The organism is Paraburkholderia sp. FW306-2-2C-D06C, from assembly GCF_058781505.1.
Map to the genome: position 1 here is coordinate 85,026 of NZ_JBYSWU010000008.1, position 20,775 is coordinate 105,800.

At 62.3% G+C, this 20,775-nt stretch carries 17 protein-coding genes and 1 pseudogene; 7 read left to right on the plus strand and 11 right to left on the minus strand.

Annotated elements, in window-relative coordinates; all coding sequences use genetic code 11:
* The first annotated feature begins 851 nt into the window (after window positions 1-851).
* A complete protein-coding gene (locus AC3WLT_RS08420) occupies window positions 852-1,793 on the plus strand; it encodes a DNA-binding protein (protein WP_492591428.1) in 942 nt (313 codons plus the stop codon).
* Window positions 1,790-3,370: a tyrosine-type recombinase/integrase gene (locus AC3WLT_RS08425; RefSeq protein ID WP_492591429.1), complete on the plus strand. Its 1,581-nt coding sequence runs from the start codon at window positions 1,790-1,792 to the stop codon at window positions 3,368-3,370. Before AC3WLT_RS08420 ends, AC3WLT_RS08425 begins: the two co-directional genes overlap by 4 nt.
* Window positions 3,371-3,952: 582 nt before the next feature.
* Here the strand turns inward: AC3WLT_RS08425 and AC3WLT_RS08430 are convergent.
* A complete protein-coding gene (locus AC3WLT_RS08430) occupies window positions 3,953-4,399 on the minus strand; it encodes an SRPBCC family protein (RefSeq protein ID WP_492591430.1) in 447 nt (148 codons plus the stop codon).
* Between the two features lie 314 nt (window positions 4,400-4,713).
* On the opposite strand from AC3WLT_RS08430, the gene AC3WLT_RS08435 reads away from it, so the two are divergent.
* Window positions 4,714-5,124: a site-specific integrase gene (locus AC3WLT_RS08435; protein WP_492591431.1), complete on the plus strand. Its 411-nt coding sequence runs from the start codon at window positions 4,714-4,716 to the stop codon at window positions 5,122-5,124.
* Between the two features lie 19 nt (window positions 5,125-5,143).
* Here the strand turns inward: AC3WLT_RS08435 and AC3WLT_RS08440 are convergent, their stop codons facing one another.
* Genes AC3WLT_RS08440 through AC3WLT_RS08455 form a run of 4 tightly spaced genes read right to left on the minus strand, consistent with a single transcriptional unit; the run spans window position 5,144 to window position 9,687 of the window.
* Window positions 5,144-6,514, minus strand: a complete 1,371-nt coding sequence (locus AC3WLT_RS08440; protein ID WP_492591432.1) for an efflux transporter outer membrane subunit — start codon at window positions 6,512-6,514, stop codon at window positions 5,144-5,146.
* Window positions 6,515-6,531: 17 nt separating this feature from the next.
* Window positions 6,532-7,719, minus strand: coding sequence for an HlyD family secretion protein (locus AC3WLT_RS08445; protein WP_492591433.1), 1,188 nt, complete (start codon window positions 7,717-7,719; stop codon window positions 6,532-6,534).
* Window positions 7,716-9,377: an MFS transporter gene (locus tag AC3WLT_RS08450; protein ID WP_492591434.1), complete on the minus strand. Its 1,662-nt coding sequence runs from the start codon at window positions 9,375-9,377 to the stop codon at window positions 7,716-7,718. The genes AC3WLT_RS08445 and AC3WLT_RS08450 overlap by 4 nt, the downstream gene beginning before the upstream one ends.
* Window positions 9,337-9,687: a DUF4148 domain-containing protein gene (locus tag AC3WLT_RS08455; protein WP_492591435.1), complete on the minus strand. Its 351-nt coding sequence runs from the start codon at window positions 9,685-9,687 to the stop codon at window positions 9,337-9,339. The genes AC3WLT_RS08450 and AC3WLT_RS08455 overlap by 41 nt, the downstream gene beginning before the upstream one ends.
* Here AC3WLT_RS08455 and AC3WLT_RS08460 point away from each other — a divergent pair.
* The 4 genes and pseudogenes from AC3WLT_RS08460 to AC3WLT_RS08475 form a co-directional block, all read left to right on the plus strand.
* Window positions 9,678-10,205, plus strand: a pseudogene (locus AC3WLT_RS08460) (GlxA family transcriptional regulator); the annotation flags it as partial. The gene AC3WLT_RS08455 and the pseudogene AC3WLT_RS08460 overlap by 10 nt on opposite strands.
* A 579-nt stretch (window positions 10,206-10,784) precedes the next feature.
* The gene (locus AC3WLT_RS08465; RefSeq protein ID WP_492591436.1) at window positions 10,785-13,811 is read left to right on the plus strand and encodes an ankyrin repeat domain-containing protein; all 3,027 of its coding nucleotides are present in this window, start codon (window positions 10,785-10,787) and stop codon (window positions 13,809-13,811) included.
* A 311-nt stretch (window positions 13,812-14,122) separates the two neighbouring features.
* A complete protein-coding gene (locus AC3WLT_RS08470) occupies window positions 14,123-14,722 on the plus strand; it encodes a hypothetical protein (RefSeq protein ID WP_492591437.1) in 600 nt (199 codons plus the stop codon).
* A gap of 201 nt (window positions 14,723-14,923) precedes the next feature.
* Window positions 14,924-15,355 carry a hypothetical protein gene (locus AC3WLT_RS08475; protein ID WP_492591438.1) on the plus strand — a complete coding sequence of 144 codons (432 nt, stop codon included), beginning with the start codon at window positions 14,924-14,926 and terminating at the stop codon, window positions 15,353-15,355.
* A 307-nt stretch (window positions 15,356-15,662) separates the two neighbouring features.
* Here the strand turns inward: AC3WLT_RS08475 and AC3WLT_RS08480 are convergent, their stop codons facing one another.
* The 6 genes from AC3WLT_RS08480 to AC3WLT_RS08505 all read right to left on the minus strand — a co-directional run bounded on the left by AC3WLT_RS08480 (window position 15,663) and on the right by AC3WLT_RS08505 (window position 20,766).
* Window positions 15,663-16,049 (minus strand): BON domain-containing protein, encoded by a 387-nt coding sequence (locus AC3WLT_RS08480; protein ID WP_492591439.1) that lies wholly within the window; start codon window positions 16,047-16,049, stop codon window positions 15,663-15,665.
* 30 nt (window positions 16,050-16,079) lie between these two features.
* Window positions 16,080-17,225, minus strand: a complete 1,146-nt coding sequence (locus AC3WLT_RS08485; RefSeq protein WP_492591440.1) for a porin — start codon at window positions 17,223-17,225, stop codon at window positions 16,080-16,082.
* Between the two features lie 92 nt (window positions 17,226-17,317).
* On the minus strand, window positions 17,318-18,946 hold the full coding sequence (locus tag AC3WLT_RS08490) for a 3-(methylthio)propionyl-CoA ligase (RefSeq protein WP_492591441.1): 1,629 nt from the start codon (window positions 18,944-18,946) through the stop codon (window positions 17,318-17,320).
* A gap of 42 nt (window positions 18,947-18,988) precedes the next feature.
* A complete protein-coding gene (locus tag AC3WLT_RS08495) occupies window positions 18,989-19,351 on the minus strand; it encodes a Rieske (2Fe-2S) protein (RefSeq protein ID WP_492581564.1) in 363 nt (120 codons plus the stop codon).
* On the minus strand, window positions 19,338-19,898 hold the full coding sequence (locus AC3WLT_RS08500; protein ID WP_492591442.1) for an RBBP9/YdeN family alpha/beta hydrolase: 561 nt from the start codon (window positions 19,896-19,898) through the stop codon (window positions 19,338-19,340). Before AC3WLT_RS08500 ends, AC3WLT_RS08495 begins: the two co-directional genes overlap by 14 nt.
* Window positions 19,899-19,917: 19 nt before the next feature.
* The gene (locus AC3WLT_RS08505; RefSeq protein ID WP_492591443.1) at window positions 19,918-20,766 is read right to left on the minus strand and encodes a TauD/TfdA dioxygenase family protein; all 849 of its coding nucleotides are present in this window, start codon (window positions 20,764-20,766) and stop codon (window positions 19,918-19,920) included.
* Window positions 20,767-20,775 lie beyond the last annotated feature (9 nt).

The window sequence follows — 20,775 nt, forward strand, 5'->3', positions numbered from 1 at the left end:
CGGCCGTTGAACCTCTGACGGCTCGACCGGCTGCTCCGGGTCGGGAGTGTGAGTTCGCTGATGCAGGAAGCTGCCGTCCGACTGCTCGATGCCGCCACTGTCAGCAATCCGCCCCATTGCTGACGTAGAACCCAGCTCTTACCAATGTCGGCAATGGCCGACGAAGCGACTTTCATTCCCGCGGTCTCAACGGCTGCTTCCCAGGGCGCAACCGACGTCCGAAAGTCCAAACTCCGTTGCCAGCGAAGGTCGCCACCTGACAGTCCCCGGGAACTATGGGTCTAGTGGCCCTTTGCCCGTTCTCCCTGAAAAAGAGATTCCCCACGCGACCTCATGGAGTCGATCGCGAGTCTTGAACTGAAGTCCTCTACGCTTGGCAAGATTGAGCAGACGGCCGGCGTGCCGGGCGCGCCCCCTTCCCCACGCTGCCGGTTGCCGCCTAAATGGACCGGTTGACGCCAGCCGAAGTGGAACAGACCGCCGCCCTCCTGCGCACCCGGCCACTATGGCTCGCTAGACATAGCTGGGACGAGTCCACCGGCACGGGCAGCCCTTGACCGATCGGACCGCTTTGCAGGTCCTGATCTACGCGCGTTCCAGCCCGGACTCGTATCGTTGGCAGGTCCAAGTGGCGGTTTCCCGCAGATAGTGCACCAATGTCCTTCGCCAGTCGGCGAGCGTTGACTGCGGTTTGCCGCGATAAGGGCAGTTATCGCGGCAACCGGTTCCATTCCCGGCCGGAAAACGGTCTTCTGGCGTAAGACGTGTGCGTAATCTAAAGTGGAATTTCCCGTCTACGTTGTGCGCACGCGCCTTCCCGGCACCTCTGCCCGGCGCGCTGGAGACCCGCCATGCCGCGCCCTGCTGCCGTCACCCGTGATGACATCCGGTCTGCCGTCCTTGCGATGCTCGCCGAGGCGGGTGACCCTGACCCACCCTCCGGCACACGCTTCCGCAAGGTCGTGTCGGTGCGCAAACTGCGCGCACGCCTGGGCGCCGGCGATCCTTCCACGCTGTCGCGTGTGCTTAACGACATCGAAGCCGAGGTGGTCCGTGCCGGTCTGGCCGGCGTCGCCCTTCCCGGCCTGCCCGACCCGATCGCCGAGCAGATGCGCGCGCTCTGGCAGGCCGCCGTGACGGTGCAACTCACCGAGGTCGTTGCACTGAAAGATGAGGCGACGCAGGCCAAGGAAGCGGCGGAGACAGCCCGACATGACGCCGATCTGCGAGTCGAACTGCTGAGGGTTGAACTCGCTGCGCTGCGTGACCAGATCTTGCAACGCGATACTGATCTGGCCACCGCCCGGGCGGACTGGCGGGCGGCGTCGGAACAGATGAAAGCCATGGAGACAGCCTCTTTGGAATTGCGCGCAACGCTGGCGTCAGCCAACGCCGCCATCGAAAGTGCGCGCACCGACCACGCGGCAGCGGTTGCCGCTGTTCACGCCCGTTACGAAGGCCTCTCGAGGCAACTACTCCTGGAGACTGAACATCAGCGCCAGGCGCTGCAGACCGAACGCGAACGGCTGACGGAGCAGATCGCCCGGGCGCAGGAGCGGGCGGTAGCGCTCGAGGGGCTGCGCGATCGCCTGCTGGCCGATCTGGCCGCCGAGCGCGACGCGCACCAGCGGTCGGCCGCGGAGGCGGCCGCACTCACCACGCTCGTCGCGGAACAGCGTGCGCTACTGCGGATCCCGGACAGCCGCGCCGGCACTTCCGGGCCATCCCGGCACCGGAAGGCGTCCAACGGGTCACCGGCGCCGGGCGCCAGCAACCGGCGGCGCCCGAGATGAACGGGCCAGCCAGTTTCGCCGGCTGGGTCGATACGGCCACCGCGCCGCCGCAGCGCCTGCCTGACGGCATCGACGAAGCGCTCGCGTATGTGGCCGATGCCACGGGCCACCCGGTCTATAAACGCTGGACGCTCACGTTACTCAAGCGCGGTTGCCCGTCGCTCGCCGATGCGAAACGTGACCATCCGGTGGTATTCGCGCTGCTGCTCGATCACGATGCGGCCATCGAGTACTGGGAGCGCGGACGGCTCAGGGTGGTCGCCCCGGATCGTGCACCGGAGCCCGCCGCAGTGCTGCTCCGTCTGCTGAAGCAGCACCGGCGGTTCCAGTTCGCCCCGGACGATCCGGCCACGCCAACGGCGTCGACGGCCGGTGTCGCAGACGCGTCCATGACCGCCATCGCCGTACCGGAAACCAGCAGCCCGTCGGCCGGTCCCGCCGTCTGGCTGGCAGCGCTCGCGCCCGGACCGGATCCAGCCCGCCGCGCGTGGCTGGCGCGCGCGGGCCGCTTCGCCAATCCGTCGTCAATTACCAATACGCTGGGGGTCGCCGACGACGCCCAGGCCGTCGCCCTCTTCCTGCGCGAGCGCGCGAGCCGCTCGCCTCATACGCTGCGCGCCTACCTGGCGGAACTGCGGCGCCTGATCCTGTGGTGCGACCGCCATCAGCTGGGGCCACTCTCCGACCTGGCCCGGGACAACCTGCTCACGTACCGGACGGCGCTCGAACGCACCCGGCGCACTGAGCGCACCACCGCGGCCACCGGCACAACGCCGGGCCGCCCGGCCGGTCTGCAGGCCACCACCCGTGCGCGGGCGCTCGCGGTCGTGTCCAGCCTGTTCCGCTACTGGCTGCGCACCGGCTATGTGATCGCCAATCCCGCCGCCGAACTGTCCGGCAGCGCAGCCACCCGTGACAGCTGGACGCCGTCCCGGATCATGCCAACCAAGGTGCTGGCGCTGTGCGACGCGGTGGTCAGCGGCGCCGCGCCCGACACCATGTCCGCACTGATGTGGAAGCGTCGCGGCGCGATCTGGTCGCTGTACCGCTTCGCGGGCGTGCGACTCGCAGAACTGGTATGGTCCGAAGCGGACGGTCTGCCCCGGCTCGACGTCGACCCACAGGCCCAATGGACACTCCACGTGCTGGGAAAAGGCAGCAGGCGCCGGTCGATTCCGCTGCCCTCGGTCTGCGTGCCGGCGCTACGCGCGTACCGTGTCGCGCGCGCCCTGCCGGAGCGCCCGTCGCCCTTTGAACGCATCGGACTGATCCACAGCGAGAAGCGTGACGCGCTGGGCCACAGCGGACTGTACGACGAGGTCAAGGCCGTGCTGCTGGCCGCCGAAGCGCAGGTGGCCCCCGGAGATCTCGCGACGCTCACGATGTTGCGCGCAGCCTCCACGCACTGGTTACGGCATGGCTATGCACGCGCACTGGTGGTGGATCACGCGGTGCCGCTGCCGGTTGCGCAGACGCTGCTCGGGCACGCGTCGGTGCAGACGACGGCTGCGTATGCGAAGACCGATCTGGCACAGACGCGCGGGTTCGTGGAGGGAAGTTTTCCCCAAACAAAGTAGCCGCAGATGGTTAAGACGAAAATGCCAGTGCGCCTTCGCGTTCGATGTCGATCCCAATCGCTTTGCAATTATCCCGCGTCGTTGCTTTGACGGTTCATCGGCCTTTGCCGACATTCATGTATCGGCGTTGGTCGGGCGGCTACAAGGTGCTTTCCGGACATTCGCATCCCACCAGCCGCGAATGTCCGGTTTCACTACAAGCGGATGCGTACTTTCGACCCTTTGCGGCCCGTCGACCCAGCGCGGCATCGAGGTCGGCTTTTCGGGGTACAACGGCCGCTGGTCGACTCGCATCGGGAGACGGGAGTTCGGCCGAAGCTGTCATTTGCCCGTTAGCGTGGAGGTGTCGGCTCGAAGCTGCTGACCGGTCGCTCGCCAGCCAGCAGCGTTGAATGTCCGGTTCCCGTTTCAGCGAATGCGAACTTTCGACCCAAAGCTGACCGCTGGCGGCAGCGCGAGAGGCGACCCATAAAGGGATGGCGCTGTGCTGCGATGCGCAGACGTGAACGACGCCCCGGCGCGCCAAGCACCCCGTCGATGGCGGCACCTCGAGCAACGGAGTGCACGCCTGTGCCGGCGTCGTCAGTCAGGGATCTCGGGCTCGACCAACTTTGCCAACTGAACAAGCGACTCCTGCCAGCCGAGGTAGCACATCTCCACAGGAATGACCTCGGGCAAGCCCTCCTGCACAATGGTGAGCTCGGTTCCGCAGGACACCTGCCGCAATGAAATGGTGGCGTGCATCTGGCCGGGCAGGTTCGGGTTGTCGAATCGGTCCGAGTAGCGGATCTTTTCGAACGGCACCAGTTCGACGTACTCGCCGCCGAACGAGTGGCTGTTGCCGGTGCTGAAGTTACGGAAGGACATCTTGTAAGTGCCGCCAACGTGGGCATCCATGTGGTGGACCTGACAGGTGAACCCGTAGGGAGGAAGCCACTTCGCTATCGCATCGGGTTCGAGGAAGGCTCGATAGATGCGTTCGGGAGTAGCGCGCAAGACGCGTTGGAGATGGACGGTTCCGGTAGTCATGGTGTGCTCGCCTTTCTCTAGAGAAGTTGGACATACTCCTACGACGATTCGGCGACGCCGGTATCGACATAGGTTGAGACCAGGAAAAACCCATAGGCGCCGATAAGTTTCACCCGCTACCGATGCTTCCGTCGAGTGTGGGTGACTGCCATTCCAGGGTTCGCCCGACGCGGTTCGCGATATGGCCTGGCCTACCACGTCACGACGGCGGTCAGTTTCTGGTCGGTTGCACGCCTACGACGTGCGCTCCGGCCGAAAGCGGTCCTACGCTCCCGGCACATAATCAGACTCCGATCAACCAATTGAAGTCTGACATGGAAACCAGGCATACTCGGGAGCCCTGGAACAAAGGCAAGCTGGTCGGGCAAAAGCTACCGCTGAAGCTGAAGGACATCTGGGCTATACGGATTCACCTCCAGAATGCGCATTCAGTTCGCGATCTGGCGCTGTTCAATATCGCAATCGGCAGCAAGCTGCGCGGCTGTGATCTCGCCAATCTTCATGTTCGCGACGTTACGCACGCCAGCCAGGTGTTGCCGCGAGCTATGATCGTGCAACGTAAAACGCAGCGGCCGGTGCAATTCGAGTTGACCGAGCTAACTCGGTCCGCTGTGTTCGCATGGGTTGACAAGACCCACTTGAAGCCGGAACAGTATCTTTTTTCCAGCCGTCTTCTGAGCTCACCCCACGTTTCAAACAATCGGCAAAAACTGATACAGCGGTGACACCGCGCCTCGGTGGTTGCTAGCCGCCGCCGGTGCCTTGCGTGCCGGGCGCTCCCCACCCTCCGCCCATCGCCTGATAGAGCGCAACGCTGGCGGCGAACTGATCCGCGCGTGCCTGGATCAGCGACAGTTGCGCATTCAGCAGCCCCCGCTGCGCATCCAGCTGTTCGAGATAGGGGGAATAGCCTGCCTGGTACCGCTTGGTGGCGTGACGCAATGCGTCGGCAAGCGCGTTGCGCTGCTCCTGTATGTGACGGACTCGATCGTCGAGCGTGTGCAGCGCAGCCAGATTGTCGTTGACTTCGCGAAACGCTGCCAGGACAGTGCGCTTGTAGGCAAAAGCCGCCTCGTCGCGCTGGGCCGCAGCACTGTCGACACCGGCGGCGAGGCGGCCGCCTTCGAAGATGGGGCTGAGGATGCTCCCGCCGAGTGACCATATCGTCACCGGGTTGTTCAGACCGGTGGCGGCCAGCAGTCCTGCCGATCCGCTCAGCCGCAACTGAGGCAGAAACGATTTCCGAGCCACGGCCAAATTAGCGTCACTAGCCGCCAGCTGGTACTCCGCCTGGGCAATGTCAGGACGCCGGCGCAGCACATCGGCCGGAAGGCCGTCCGGAACGGGAGGCATGCGCAGATCATCAAGCGCCGCGCCGCGCTCGATGGCCCGCGGCCCGTCGCCGACCAGCACGCTCAACGCATTCTCCTGACGGGCGATGGCAAGCTCGGTCTGCGGAACGGCTTGGGCAGTCGCTTCATATTCGGCGCGCGCCTGCGCCAACTCGAGCGCTGAGGAATAGCCGTGGGCCGCTTCGGATCGCGCCAGGCGCAGCGCTGCTTCGCGCGACGTCAGTGTCTGCTTGAGAACATCCAGTTGGACATCGAGCGCTCTAAGCGTGATGTAGGACTGGGCTGTGGACGATGCGACCGACAAGATGACTGCATCACGCGCCGCCTCCGTCGCCTGGCGACTGGCGCCGGCTGCACGAGTGAGGTCATGGACGCGACCGAACAGATCGACCTCATATGAAGCGACGAACTCTGGCTCGACCGAATTCATCACGCGAGGCATTCCGAACGCATTCACGCTGCGCGAGCGCGCCGCCGCTGTGCTGAAATCGAGGCTGGGAAACAGCTGTGCTCGGGCGATGCGCTCTTGCGCACGCGCTTGCTCGACGCGCGCGATAGCGATCGCGACCTCGGTGTTATTGCGTAGCGCCCGCTCGACGAGCGTTGTCAGGACCGGATCTCCATACCGTTGCCACCAGTCGCGCTCGATGCGCGCGGAGGGCCCGGCCTGCACTCGCCATGCGACGGGAGGCGTCACTTGCGCGCCCGGCGGTATGCCGGACTCACGGCTCGCGCATCCGGCGAGCCATGCAACAGTGAGCATTACGATTAATCGGGGCTTCACGGCTTGCCGGCTTTTGTGCCGCCGCGCGTATCGACCTCCGTCTCGACCGACATGCCGGGACGCAAGCGCTCGACGAGGGGCTGATCTGGATCCAGCGCGATGCGCACCGAAATCCGCTGGGCGACCTTCACGAAATTGCCCGTGGCGTTATCGGGCTTGATCACGGAGAACTCCGAGCCCGCCGCGGGAGACATTTGCTCTACGCGGCCGGTCAGACGTGCATTGTCCAGCGCGTCGACCCGAATCCTGGCGGGTTGGCCCGGGGCCATGTAGGCCGTCTGCGCTTCCTTGTAATTGGCAATGATCCACACGCGCGACGGCACAAGAAACATGAGTTGGGTGCCGGCCGTGACATATTGCCCGACCCGCACTCCGGTCTCGCTCAACCGTCCCCTCTGAGGCGCACGGATCCCCGTGTGGCCGAGATCGATTTCAGCCAGATGCAAATTGGCGCGCGCGGCTTCGACCGACGCTTGCAGCCCCGCGCGGCCGACCCTGACCGCTCGCAATTCCTGCTGTGCGACTTCTTTTGCCGCGCGCGCTTGCTCGACCGCTGCCTCGGCCTGCCGCAACGCAGCGCGAGTCTGATCCCGCTCGCGCAGCGAAACAGAACCATCGGCGACGAGTTCGTCCACTCGCCGCATGTCGGCTTGGGCACGCAACAATTGTGCTTGTGCATTGGTGAGGCTAGCCTGCTGGGCGAGGACCGTCGCTTCGCGCGAGCGTTCCGACTGTTCCGAATTGTTCAGATTCGCGATCTGCGCATCGAGGCTGGCCTGCGCCTGCTCGACACGCTGCCGAAAGATGGGATCTTCAATCGTCACCAGGATCTGACCAGCGTCGACGATCTGGTAATCCTGCACGGGCACGGTGGCCACGTAGCCGCTGACCTGCGGGCTGACGACAGTCGTCAGCCCGCGCACGTAGGCATTGTCAGTGCTTTCGATCCGGTTCGTGAAAGGCGGCAGCCCCCAGGCGTAAAGCACCAGCAGGACGCCCGCGATCGCGACGCCAGCGACGATGACGTGCGTTCTGCGACTGCCCTTCGGCGGGGCCCAACCCGTTGGCGCACGCGCCGGGTCCTGCCCAACCTCGACGGGATCGTTCAGGCGCACCTTCTCGTTGGCAGGCGCCTCGCCCCCTGCCGTTCGCGGCTCGCCCGGTTTGCCGGCATCCTCGGTCACTGCGGCCTCCTTTGTGCGAGCGTCTTCAATGCCTCGGTCACCGGGCTGTGCCCTCGAATGCGGAATTTCACATAAAGGGCCAGAAGCCACAAGAACGTCAGAACGGCGAGGATGCCAACGGCGAAAAAGACGTCGTTGTACGCCAACACGTTGGCTTCACGGGTGACCTGCTGTGTGAGCAAGGAGACGCCTTCGGCCTGCCACAGCACCGAATCTCCCAGGACACGCCCATACGCCGCTCCCAGGGACTGGATACGCGACGCATCCAGCGGGGACGCAAGCGTGATGGACTGTGCCAGTTCATGCGAATGGAATTTCTCCCGGACAATCTGAAAGGTACCCAGCAGAGCCGAGCCGGCAAGACCACCAATCGACTGGGTCATGTTGAACAGCGCCGAAAAGCTGACGATGTGGCTCATGCCCTTCGCCAGCGCCTGCACCTGGCCGATCAGCAGTGAGGGTCCCAGGTAATAGACCGCCGCGAACGCGATGAGCGCCTGGCTGATGTACATGTTGACCGGTCGAGTCTCGTTCGTTGCAAAGGCGTCGATGAATGACCCGATCGCGATCAGGATCAGCGAGATCCGGATAGGCCGTCCGAGGTTTGACAGGTCCAAGGTCAGCACGCTGGCAGCGATCCCCGCAACAGTCGCGACTGACACGATGACAAACAGCGTAATCAACTGGTCGTTGATCAGGCCGAGCGCGGTGAGCAGGCCGACGGCGCCGTAGGTCTGCTCGGACAGCAGCACTTTGACGGAGGTAGCAATCAGCGCGAACCTGATCAGGCTGCCGCTGCCGAGCCACCGCGTGTTGAGCAGCGGATTGGCGCGGTCGTGCTCGATCAGCACGGCCGCGCAGATCAGCACAATAGCGCCGCACAACGCATAGCCCAGCCAGGGTGCCTCTGTCCACCATACGATGCGGCCTTCCCCAAGCACGGCGCAAAGCAACGCCAGCCCAGGGGCGAACAGTGCGAAGGTCACGAAATCAAGCTTCTCGAACGCGCGGATTTTCTCGCTCGGCGGCAGCCTCGCCAGCGTCACCGCGCACAGCGACAGGATCGCCATGCCCAGCTCGAACAGGTAAAGCGATTCCCAATTACCGGGTTCCAGCATGCCGGAAGAAAACGTCCGCGCGAGTGGTGTTGCCAATTGCGGGATCCCGACGCCGAGGACGATACCTTTGAGCCGGTGCGCGGGCGGCATCGCCTGCATCATATAGACAAGCGCCAGGGTGCTCAGGGCACTGGCGGTAATGCCGCTCGCCGCCCGGACAAGCAGCGCCGTCTCGAACCGGTGGACGAAGATATGGGCAAGGGTGATCGCCACGTAGCCGGTCAGGAAGAGCCTGGTGAACCGGTCAAACCCGAACTGCGCGCGGAATTTGATCAGCATCAGACTCATGGCGGCGTTCGTCATCACGTAGACCGTGTTGAGCCACGCTGACTCGTCGCTGTACACGCCGAACACGCCCTGGATGTTGGTGAGATTGGTCGAGATCAGCGCGTTGCCCAACCCGCCGGTCAGTCCCACCAGTATGGCGACGCAGAAATACCCGATGCGTCGCGCCAGCGGATGCTCGGGCGACGCAGGTGAGCCGGGCAAGAGCGAACGCTCATGCGGTTTGAACTGATAAGGGGCTGACGAAGAGGCCATGGCCACCGCCGTGACGGGCACTGAACGCTATTATATTCACGCGGCGGCGCGCGCAGGGCCATGTGAATTCACGCGGCGGCGCGCGCAGGGCCATGTGAATTGGCCACACCGAGAGTGTGCCGGCGCGCCTCAGCTGCTTCGATGTTGCGCGGATATTGCGTATGTCACTGGCGGGGTTGTAGCCCGCCTTCTCCAGTTGAATGAGTTCCTCGCGTACGCTCTCGCGCGTCACGGGTGCATTCGACTGGGCAAACGAGGTGAACGGGGTGGCGAGGGCAACGGCAAGAGCGAGCAATTGGGCGGGTTTCATACCAGGACGGGCGGATCTGGACGTCGGCCGGCATGACGGCAGGCATCGATCTCGCGCTTACCATGGTGGAAAAGGATCTTGGCGCCGAGGTCGCGCGCCGGGTCGCACCATCGCTTGTTGTCTACCATCGGCGCGCGGGCGGGCAGTCGCAGCATTCGGCGCTGCTCGAACTTGAGCCGAAATCGGATCGCATTCAGTCCGCGCTAACCTATGCCAAGAAGAACCTCGCCCAGCCTCTATCGTTAGGGCAGTTGGCCGAGGTGGCACGACTGAGCCCGCGTCAGTTCAGCCGTGCGTTTCGCGCGGAGACGGGACAATCTCCGGCGAAGGCCGTCGAGCGACTGCGTCTCGAAGCAGCGCGCCTGATGCTCGAGGAAAGCCGGCACACTATCGATCAGATTGCCGGCGCGACCCGGTTCTCCGATGCGCGGCGCATGCGCGAGGCGTTCCTGCGTGCATTCGGAGAACCGCCGCAAATATTTCGTCGCAACGCACGCATGTCAGCGTGGGCGGCCTGAAGCCGACTCCCCTTTCGTGCGCAGAGCCCGAATCGCCGCCTCGGTTTGCTCGTATTCGCCTTCGCTGAAGTTGGAACCGGACGCTCGCGGCTGCTGAGTGGCGAACGTCCGGTCAGTGGTCCATAGCGGGCACGTCAACCCCGTTGCTCGAATGACCGCTCCGGCCGATGAAGGAGCGTTCGTCTTTGACAATCGGATGGACGGTTACGGGGCGGAGCCGACGGCTGAATGTCCAACCGGCGACCCATGTGATCGGCGGCTTGTGGCCGACGGCTGCCTGTGGGCGCTGGCGCCGCAAAGCGGCCCTTCACCGAAATGCGCAGCTTACCCGACGACCGCTTTCGGCGAACATTGGGAACCGCGGCTCTCGGCCAAAACCCGTCATTCAGCATGAAGAAATACTCTCTCATAGGGCGTCCGGTTCAGGTCGGATAACTGCCGTTCAAGAATGACCGGAAAACTTGCTATAGAGGTTGGCAGGCCAGACGGCCATGAGAGAATTCTTGCTCTTGCTCTTGCTCTTGCTCTTGCTCTTGCTCTTGCTCTTGCTCTTGCTCTTGTCGTCAACCTCATCGCCTCATGAAGATTCTCGAATACACAGGCCTCGACACCTCACGCGTCAAGGCCAGCTACGACAAGGTGTCCGCGGCCATCGCTCGCCACGACTTCCGTGCTGCCCAAGTCAAGAAGCTCGCCAATCTGAGCCACGGCAAGTTCTACCGGGCGAAGCTGGATGACGCCGACCGGCTGTTGTTCTCGCTGGTACGCCACGGGGATGAAGTCTGCGCACTGATGCTGGAAGTGATCGCCAATCACGCCTACGATAAGTCACGTTTCCTGCGCGGCGCGGCGATTGACGAGAGCAAAATTCCAGACATCAGCGCTGATGACGCCATCAGGGAGGCGCAAGCTCTACGCTACCTTCATCCCGAGCGTACCGGCATTCACCTGCTCGACAAACCGATCTCGTTTGATGACACGCAGGAGACCATTTACCGACAGCCACCTCCCTTGGTTGTCGTCGGCAGCGCTGGCAGCGGCAAGACCGCACTGACGCTTGAAAAGCTCAAGCATGCCGAAGGTGAGGTCCTCTACGTCACTCACTCCGCCTTCCTGGCGCAGAGCGCCCGCGACCTTTATTACGCCAACGGTTTCGAGCATGGCGGTCAGGATGCCGTATTTCTGTCCTACCGGGAGTTTGTCGAGTCGATCCGCGTTCCGGCAGGACGCGAGGCTAGCTGGCGCGACTTTGCGGGCTGGTACTCCCGTATACGGCAGAACTTCAAGGATGTCGAAGCCCACCAGGCTTTCGAGGAGATTCGCGGCGTGATTGCTGCCGGGTCGGGCGGTGTCCTGTCGCGCGACGAGTATCAAGCACTGGGGGTGCGTCAATCGATCTTTCCCGTAGAACGGCGCGACCAACTCTACAATCTGTTTGAGAAGTATCGCGCCTGGCTGGCCGAGGCAAAGCTCTACGACCTGAATCTTGTCGCACAGGACTGGCAAGCGCTGGCTGCGCCGCGCTACGACTGCGTGGTTATTGACGAGGTGCAGGACATCACCACCGTGCAACTCGCGCTCGTGCTGAAAACCCTGAAGAAGCCTGGCCATTTCATGCTCTGCGGGGATTCCAACCAGATTGTCCATCCCAATTTCTTTTCCTGGAGCCAAGTCAAGAGCCTGTTCTGGAAGGACCCGAAACTGGCCGAGCGGCAGGAATTGCGCGTGCTAAAGGCCAACTTTCGCAACGGCCTGGAGGCCACTCGCGTCGCCAATCAGTTGCTCAAGATCAAGCAGCGGCGCTTCGGCTCCATCGACCGCGAGAGCAACTTCTTGGTCCAGGCCGTCGGCGGCGAGACCGGCCAAGTTACGCTGATACCCGACAAGGACGCCACCAAGCGCGAACTGGACCAGAAGATTCGCCAATCCATCCAGTTCGCCGTCCTGGTAATGCGCGATGAGGACAAGGCCGACGCCCGCAAGCACTTTGCCACGCCGCTGTTGTTCTCGATCCACGAAGCCAAGGGTCTCGAATACGAGAACATCGTGCTCTACCGTTTCATCTCGGATCACCGCGGCGAGTTCAACGACATCGTCGAGGGCATCGCCAAGACCGATCTGGCGGTCGAGACACTGGATTACAAACGCGCCAAAGACAAGAGTGACAAGTCGCTCGAAGTCTATAAGTTCTTCGTCAATGCCCTGTATGTAGCGCTGACGCGCGCCATCAAGAACATCTACATGATCGAGTCGGACACAGGGCATGATCTGTTCGGGTTGCTGGATCTGATCGTCGGCCAGACCAAGATCGAGGCCAAGCAATCCACGCTCGAAGACTGGCAGAAGGAAGCACGCAAACTCGAACTGCAGGGCAAGCAGGAGCAGGCGGAGGCCATCCGCCGCACCATCTTGAAGCAGGTCCCGGTGCCATGGCCGGTGTTCGATGAGGCCAAGGTCAGGGAACTGCTGATCAAGGTCTTCCGCGAGCAGTCTCCGGGCAACAGGGGCAAGCAGCAACTCTTTGACTATGCCACCTGCTTCGATGAACCGCAGCTCGCCGAGTGGCTGGCAGTTGCGGCGAAATTCGAGCAGGCACGAACCTTTGATCAGCAGCGCGCGGTGTTCGCCCGCAAGAGCTACGTCCCTTTCTTCGCCAACCACTTCAAGGACATCCTCAGGCAGTGTGACCAGCATGGCGTCGATCATCGCCTGCCAATGAACCAGACGCCACTGATGTCCGCAGCTGCTGCAGGAAATGTGGCGCTGGTGGAAGCCCTGCTGGAGCGCGGCGCCGACCGCGATGCCGTCGATCACTATGGTCACAATGCACTCCACTGGGCTTTGCGTCAGGCATTTGGCGATGCAAAGTTCGCTGCTGGCCCGCTGGCGGCAATCTATGAATGCTTGGCTCCGCCCTGCATTGATGTCAGAGCGGGTGATCGCTTGGTCCGCATCGACCGGCATCTGTCTGAATACTTTCTGTTCCAGACCCTGTGGGTATTGTTCAAAGCCCGATTCAGCAAGATACGACGCAATGCAGACAGCGCGTTCCAGACCCAAATCATCCTCGATGCCTGGCAACACTTACCCGCTAACATAGTGCGGCCAGAGCGCAACAAGCGCCAGCATCTTTCTGGCGTGCTGGCGAGGAACGAAATCGACAGAGACTATGCCTACAATAGATCCCTGTTTCTGCGCGTATCCACCGGGCGGTACCAGTTCAATCCCAAACTCTCTGTGCGTCGCCGCCAGGGCGAAGAAGAAAACTGGATCCCGATCTACACGGCACTCAACCTCCCGTTGATTAGCGAGTTTGCCTACAACGACGGCTGGATCAGCACCTGGGACAATATTGACAAGCTTGTGATCCTTGCCGGACTACCTGAACGAACCACACCCATCGCGGCTGAACGCTTCGCCGAGCGGCAAGCGGCCAAAATGAGGGAGTTGGACGAACGCAGAGCCAATCAACTTGCTGCCAAAGCACGCGTTCGTGCAGCCGCCGAAGCCACCCAGAACAGAGCACCACGATGGGGAACAAAGGAAGCCAAACGGCTTGAAATCGAACGTGTGAAACAAGAAATCGAAAGACGAAAGAAGGGTTGACTTGCCGATATTTCTTTGGGTCGGCATGCGGCCACCTCCAGCCGTTGGTCGGCGCTGGCATGCGGACATTCGGACGTCGGCTCCGTCCAGACACCGGACTTTTACCAGGCGCCATGCCGATCGATCATGAAGAGCCTAGACGGCAGTCGTAGTTGATCCGATTAATCCTCAAAGCGCTTACGCTTACGATCGGCCTGTCCGAGGCAATTAGGCCACTACACGACTCCAGCAGAAAAGATCAGGCGATCCGATAAGGAGCAGGCCGCAAATATGACAAAGAGATGAACTTCGCATGACTCTGCCGAACGACCTTGATTTTGGGACTGCCTGACGGGAACGTGAGAGTATCGAGCCGGCCCGAGAACCCATTCGAAGCAGGGGTGTTCGACGTGGTCGAGCGCGTCGACGATCAAACCAAACTCTGGAAAGACAACCTCATTTCTCTTCCGATGGCGATCGAGCTGCCTGCTGGTTACGAGTCGGTATCTCGCATGCGCGAGTCGATGGCGAGGGCATGGCGCGTGAAGTGGGTGAGGGAAGGTAAAAGCGAAGTTGTCGCGGAGTTTCCTGAAGGATGGACCGCCGTTCGCCCGGAAAGCGGACCCGTAGAGTTGCGAGATCCCTCCGGCGTGGTCCGCGCCTTATACGGGTGGGCCGAGGATGCTGAGCTCAGGATTCTGCCGCGGTATCTGGTTGAGTCACAGGCGAACAGTTCAAGCGGACTAGGCAGCTTGCTTGTCCGTGATCGCGTGAACGGTCAAATTCTTGAGAGGTCGTCGATCTGGTCTGCCCAAACTGGTACCAACCATCCAGATTGGACCAGGCTGTCGGCGTGGCTCGATTTACACTATCCACAACATCGCGCCCCGCTGCGGTACTGGGAAGATTGCGAGGAAAACATCCAAAACTGAGCTACTTTTTTGGGCTCTGTTCTCGCGTCTACTGCACCCAGTTTGACGGAGGCGAAAGCAGGGCCCCCGGCTTGACTGGGCTTCCGAGTTCGGCCAGTTAAAGCCCCTCGACGTGTCGACCAAAATTGACGACAATGTTCCCAAGGAACGATTGCGGGTCGTGCTCCGTCGTCGGGGATGCCGCTGAATCTAGAAGAAAACATGAGACGACTGTTTCTCGCTGCGCTTGCAGCCACCTTTTTGGTGACTTGCGTTCATGCGCAAAGCAACGCGGCCGGCCCGCTTGTCACGCCCTCGGGCAAACTGCAATTCGTGCGCGTCGACCGCGATTTTGTGGGGATGCTCGACAAGGAAATTTTCGATCGCTTCGGCGCGAACACGCTCACGCATTTCGATGACGTCGGCAACGCAAATGACACCGTCACGCGCACGCTCGTGCAGACCGATTCCGGCCCGGTGCTGTACGACTTTCGCCACCGTCCGCCACTTGTGCAGCGCTCGGGTAAGCGCATGACGGTCAAGCGCGTATTCTGGCAAGGCGATGAAGTCGTGATGCAAAGCTCGCAAGGCTGGTTCCGGTTCAAACGCGGCGTGCTGACGAAGCTACAGTCGTCTACGACGGCGTACCATTAATTACGGGCGCACCCCGAACGCACGCTTGCCAGCGATGACATACATCGCCTCGCCGCGCACGCCGTTGCCTTTCTCCAAGTTGCCTTAATCTCTTGTGGGTCGAGCTGAGCCCGTCGTCGTGGACGGGTTTCGGCCAGTAACAGACGTTGGGCGAGAGGCAACCCAAGACATTTGAGTGTCTGCTTCAGTCTCGCAATGAGGCAGTGGCTGCGCGAGGCCGCCTCATCGGGCGTCGCCACTGATGGGTAGAAGTCGGCGTGGCCAGTTGTGTTCGGCCTCGCCGCACTCCGTGCCTGACTACGGCAGTTTACATGCCGCCAAACGGTTTCTTCACCGTCAGCTTGTTGGTCACCGACGTTACTCCGGGAACGCCCCTGGCGATCGCCTCGGTCTTGCCGATCTGGGCAGCTTCCGTGACTGTGCCATTCAGTGTCACCGTGCCGTCTTTCGCGATGACACTGATGTCTCCGGCGCTGATTTCCTTGTCCTTCCCGATGGCGGCATAAACCCTACGGCGCAGGGCACGGTCCGCTTTCCTGCCCGCGGGTGCCACAGCGCCCGATGCCGCCGTCACGGACGCACCTTGCGCACTGACCGGTGCACTGGCTGCTTCACCGGTCTGGGACCACGCCGTCGTGGACGCTGCAACGAGCCATGCGGTGACCGCCAGCTCGAGTGCCTTAATTGTTTTCATGGATTACTCCGGTTCATGAGGGTGACGGAATCAGAAGCTATGGCGAATGCCGACCATGGCCGCAGTAGTGGAGACACCCGGCGCAACGGGGGCTCCATAGATGATCGTCTGGTTCATCGTCCCCTTGTTATTGACATACCCGACCTGCGCGTACACCCTGGTCCTCAGGGACAGGTTGTATTCCGCACCCACTGCGAATTCACTCGAGTGATTCGCTGAATGGTTCCGGTCCTTCAGGTAGTAGTAACCGGACGTGATCTTGAAGCGCGGATTGAACTGGTAGCCAAGACCACCCGACACCATTTCGAAGTCAACGCTGCTGCTCTTCGCCAGGTTCTTGCCGATCCCGTACGAGGCGGATATCGAAAACCCGCTGATCGTATACATCGCACCGAAATAGTAGAAGCGGTTATTGCTCTGGCCTGTCGCAGGCGCAGCCGGAGCCGTCGGATAGTTCAGCGGGAACGGATTGGTGTCATGTCCGTTGTAGTACACAGCGGACAGGTTCAGACCGTAATTCGAATACTTGAGCACAGCCGACTCGCGCGTGCCGCCCTGGAACTGTCCCGCGACGCCACCCGGCGCGTACTCAAGCGCAAGCGATGCACCATAGAATTTCGGCGAATTGTAGACCAGCGCGTTGCTGTCATAGAGGGCGCCGATTGGAGCATTCGTGCTGGTGCCGGGCCAGCCGGCCGCCTGATTGATGCCGAGCCACGCAGTCAGGATACTGCCGAAATACTGTGCGCCGCGTACGTCGGTTTCCGCCATCGCGTAGATCATCGGGATGATCTGCCGACCGGCGTCGAACGTGCCAAACGGCCCGGTTGCCCCGACCGTTGCGTACTGGTTGAAGAGCGCGGTCGTGCCCGGCGTGTCGGACAGCCCGAACTTGCCGTTCGTGGTGTTGAACGAGCCTTGCAGCTTGAACGTGATCTTGTAGCCGCCGCCGATGTCTTCGCTTCCCTTCAGGCCCCAGTAGCTGGCATAGATGCCGCCGTCCTTGAGTTGATAGACATGCCCCTGGTTTCGCGCGGTCGGCAGGAAAGTTGCCGCCGAGGTGCTTTGATACAGGAGTCCACTGTCGAGTACGCCATAGAGCGTGACCGAAGACTGGGCATGGGCTGCGGTGGAAAAAACTATCAGCACTGCCAGGCTGCTTGATTTCAATTTCATTGTGTCTCCTCCAGGTTTGAGGCGTGCCGGGTGGACCCGGCAGTTTATGGTTTGTTACTCGAATGAAACTGTGTTGCAGCCGCGCCGGTGTCTCAGGCCGACAGGTAGTAATCGCCGAACTGATCCCGCAACCGGTTCTTGAGCACCTTGCCCGTTGCACCGAACGGAACCGAGTCGACGAACACAACGGCATCGGGCTTCCACCACTTCGCAAGCCGGCCGTCAAAGAACGTGAGCAGTTCGTCCGCGACGAGCGCGCTGCCAGGTTTCTTCACGATCAGCAGCAGGGGCCGCTCGTCCCACTTCGGATGCCGCGCGGCGATGCATACCGCCGTCGTGACTTCGGGGTGCAGGTACGCGACGTTTTCGATGTCGGTCGAACTGATCCATTCGCCACCGGACTTGATGACGTCCTTGCTGCGATCTGTAATCTGCATGAAGCCGTCGGGATCGATCCTGGCCACGTCGCCGGTCGGGAACCAGCCGTCGCGCAGCGGCGATGTGTCGTCACCGCCGAAATACGCCCGCGTGACCCAATGACCGCGCACCAGCAGATCGCCGGCCGCGGTGCTGTCCCACGGCAACGCGTTGCCGTCCAGATCGACGATCTTCATGTCGATGCCGAACACCGGGCGTCCCTGCTTCGCCTGAAGCGCATAGCGCTCTTCCAAGGGCAGAGACACCTGATGCGCCTTGAAACTGCAGATCGTTCCGACCGGGCTCAATTCCGTCATGCCCCATGCGTGCACGACGTCGACGCGATGACGCTCCTGGAACACTGTCGTCATCGCCGTCGGGCAGGGAGCGCCGCCGATAATCGTGCGCTTCATCGACGAAAACGAACCCGTGATCGCGTCGACATGCGCAAGCAGTCCTTGCCAGACTGTCGGCACGCCGGCCGACAGCGTGACCTGTTCGTCCTCGATCAGTTCATGGAGCGACCTGCCATCCAGCGCCGGCCCCGGAAACACCAGCTTCGCACCCACCATGCAGGCGATATACGGCAGTCCCCACGCGTTCACATGGAACATCGGCACGACTGGGAAGATCACATCGCGCGCCGAACAGTTCAGCGAATCCGGCAGCGCCGCCGCGTAGGTGTGCAGCAGGGTCGAGCGGTGGCTGTATAACACCCCCTTCGGATTGCCGGTCGTCCCGGACGTGTAGCACAGCGATGACGCGCTGTTTTCGTCCAGCAGCGGCCAGTCGAAAGCGTCGCTGTGACCGTCGACGAGATCCTCGTAGCACAGCAGCATCGTGGACAGGCCATGGTCTCGAGGCATGTGCGCGCGATCTGTCATTGCAATGAAGACCTTCGGACTTTTGACCCGCGGCGCGACGCTCTCGATCAGCGGCAGAAACGTCAGGTCAAAGAACACGACGCGATCTCCCGCATGCTCGATGATGTACGCGAGCTGATCGACATGCAGACGCGGGTTAAGCGTATGCAACACGGATCCGGCCCCGGACACGGCGAAGTACAGCTCCATATGCCGGTAGCCATTCCACGCCAGCGTGCCTACGCGCTCGCCCGGCTGGATGCTGAGGCTTGCGAGGGCGTTTGCCATGCGGCGCGCGCGTTGCGCAAGATCCCGGTACCGATACCGGTGAATGTCGCCTTCGACCCGTCGCGACACGATTTCCTGTCCGCCGTGATGGCGTTCAGCATGCGTGAGCAGCGAAGCGATCAGCAGCGGTTGCTGCATCATCAAACCTTGCATCCTTGTTCCCCTGAATGGCTTTGTGTTCCCGCGCGGCCCGGATCACGATGCCGCATTGCACGCCGGTGCCGGCGCGGGACTGGCGACTGGATCCTCAAGACTCACGAATAGCTTTCCGTCGATGGCCCGGACTGGGAATGTCGTCAGGCTCAACCCACTTGCACCCGGCATGCAACCGGTGCGGAGGTCGAAGCGCAGACCGTGCGCCGGGCAGCTCAGCACGCACCCGTCGAGATGACCGTTTGCGACCGAGGCCCCCTGGTGGGGACACGAGTCGTCAATCGCGTGGATCGTGCCGTCGATGTTAAAAAGGACAACTCCGCGGCCATTGATGAAGGCCAGTTTTCGCTGGCCTGGTCCGAGTTCATCGACCGCGCCAACCGGTATCTGATCAGACGAGTTCATGGATCAGTGTCTCCGCCATAGGCCATTCACCAAACCCTGCGGCCGGATTCAGGTGACCGACTTCGCCAAGGTCGACGAGCCGACTGCCCCAGTGTTTCGCCATCGCCGCGGCACGCTCGAACTGCGCGAGCGGATCGTTGCGGCTCGCACCGACAATGCTCGGGAACGGCAGCGGCTTTCGTGGAATCGGCTGCCAACCGTTCTGAGCGAGCGCATCGAAGGCCGGATAGCCTGCCGGTAGCGGCGTCTCGAGGTCGGCCGGAGCGGCGAGCAGTGCACCGTGAATCTTGCGGCTGTGCTGCTGGGCCCAATGCACCGTGATCATCACGCCAGCGCTATGCGCGACCAGAATCACTGGGCCATCGATTTTCGCGAGGGCAGCATCGAGCGCCGCGACGCGTGCCGCGCAACTGAGTTTGTCGTGCTCGAGCGGCGGCACCGAGACCGCCTTGGGCAACTTTTGCTCCAGCAGCGTTTGCCAATGCTCCGCGACGTGGTCGCGCAAGCCCGGCACCATCAGGATGGTCGGTGTTGTATTGCGAATCATGAAGCGGCCTCCTGGCCCATCAGTACGGTTTGTCACCGATAATTCCCGCGCGCTCCATCTTGCGATGACACGGCGGGTAGTCCATCACTGCATAGTGCTGCGTGCTGCGGTTGTCCCAGATCGCGATGCTGTTCGGTTTCCAGCGCCAGCGGACCTGGTACTCGGGGATGTAGGCCTGGCTGATGAGATAGCGCAGCAGGTCACCCGCGCCCGGATTGGCGTCCTGCCCGAAGCGCACGCGCGCCGGCGTGTGGTAATTGGTGAAATGGGTGGTGAAGGCGCTCACGAACAACACCTTCTCTCCGGTCTCCGGGTGCGTGCGCACGACCGGATGCTCAGCGTCCGGGAATTGCGCTTTAAGAGCGAGACGTTTTTCGATCGGCATCGCAGCACCGAAGCTCGCCTCGATGCTGTGGCGGGCGCGCAGGTCCGCGATCTGGGTCTTGATGTGGTCCGGCAGGTTCTCGTAGGCGAGGACCATGTTCGCCCACATCGTGTCGCCCCCGACGGGCGGGCACTCCACGCAGCGCAGGACGGCGCCGAACTGCGGCGCCTCGCGCCAGGTGGCATCCGCGTGCCACGCGTTTTCATACCGGTCGTTGGGCTGATCCGGGTTCTTGTAGATGCGCACGAGGCCCGGATGTTCCGGGTCGCTGCCGGCGACGGGATGGTCTTCCAGCGCGCCGAAACGGCGCGCGAATGCGACGTGCTCGGCGCGCGAGATGCTCTGGTCGCGCAGGAATAGCACCCGGTGTTTGAGCAGTGCCGCGCGGATCTCGGCAAACAGGCCGTCATCGTCGATGGCATCGGCGAGATTCACCCCGACCAGTTCGGCACCGATGGCACACGTCAATTGTTCGACTCGCATGACCTACTC

Coding starts and splice junctions, on each gene's coding strand:
- AC3WLT_RS08420 (WP_492591428.1), top strand. CDS start 852: ATGCCGCGCCCTGCTGCCGTCACCCGTGATGACATCCGGTCTGCCGTC.
- AC3WLT_RS08425 (WP_492591429.1), top strand. CDS start 1,790: ATGAACGGGCCAGCCAGTTTCGCCGGCTGGGTCGATACGGCCACCGCG.
- AC3WLT_RS08430 (WP_492591430.1), bottom strand. CDS start 4,399: ATGACTACCGGAACCGTCCATCTCCAACGCGTCTTGCGCGCTACTCCC.
- AC3WLT_RS08435 (WP_492591431.1), top strand. CDS start 4,714: ATGGAAACCAGGCATACTCGGGAGCCCTGGAACAAAGGCAAGCTGGTC.
- AC3WLT_RS08440 (WP_492591432.1), bottom strand. CDS start 6,514: ATGCTCACTGTTGCATGGCTCGCCGGATGCGCGAGCCGTGAGTCCGGC.
- AC3WLT_RS08450 (WP_492591434.1), bottom strand. CDS start 9,377: ATGGCCTCTTCGTCAGCCCCTTATCAGTTCAAACCGCATGAGCGTTCG.
- AC3WLT_RS08455 (WP_492591435.1), bottom strand. CDS start 9,687: ATGAAACCCGCCCAATTGCTCGCTCTTGCCGTTGCCCTCGCCACCCCG.
- AC3WLT_RS08465 (WP_492591436.1), top strand. CDS start 10,785: ATGAAGATTCTCGAATACACAGGCCTCGACACCTCACGCGTCAAGGCC.
- AC3WLT_RS08475 (WP_492591438.1), top strand. CDS start 14,924: ATGAGACGACTGTTTCTCGCTGCGCTTGCAGCCACCTTTTTGGTGACT.
- AC3WLT_RS08480 (WP_492591439.1), bottom strand. CDS start 16,049: ATGAAAACAATTAAGGCACTCGAGCTGGCGGTCACCGCATGGCTCGTT.
- AC3WLT_RS08485 (WP_492591440.1), bottom strand. CDS start 17,225: ATGAAATTGAAATCAAGCAGCCTGGCAGTGCTGATAGTTTTTTCCACC.
- AC3WLT_RS08490 (WP_492591441.1), bottom strand. CDS start 18,946: ATGCAAGGTTTGATGATGCAGCAACCGCTGCTGATCGCTTCGCTGCTC.
- AC3WLT_RS08495 (WP_492581564.1), bottom strand. CDS start 19,351: ATGAACTCGTCTGATCAGATACCGGTTGGCGCGGTCGATGAACTCGGA.
- AC3WLT_RS08500 (WP_492591442.1), bottom strand. CDS start 19,898: ATGATTCGCAATACAACACCGACCATCCTGATGGTGCCGGGCTTGCGC.
- AC3WLT_RS08505 (WP_492591443.1), bottom strand. CDS start 20,766: ATGCGAGTCGAACAATTGACGTGTGCCATCGGTGCCGAACTGGTCGGG.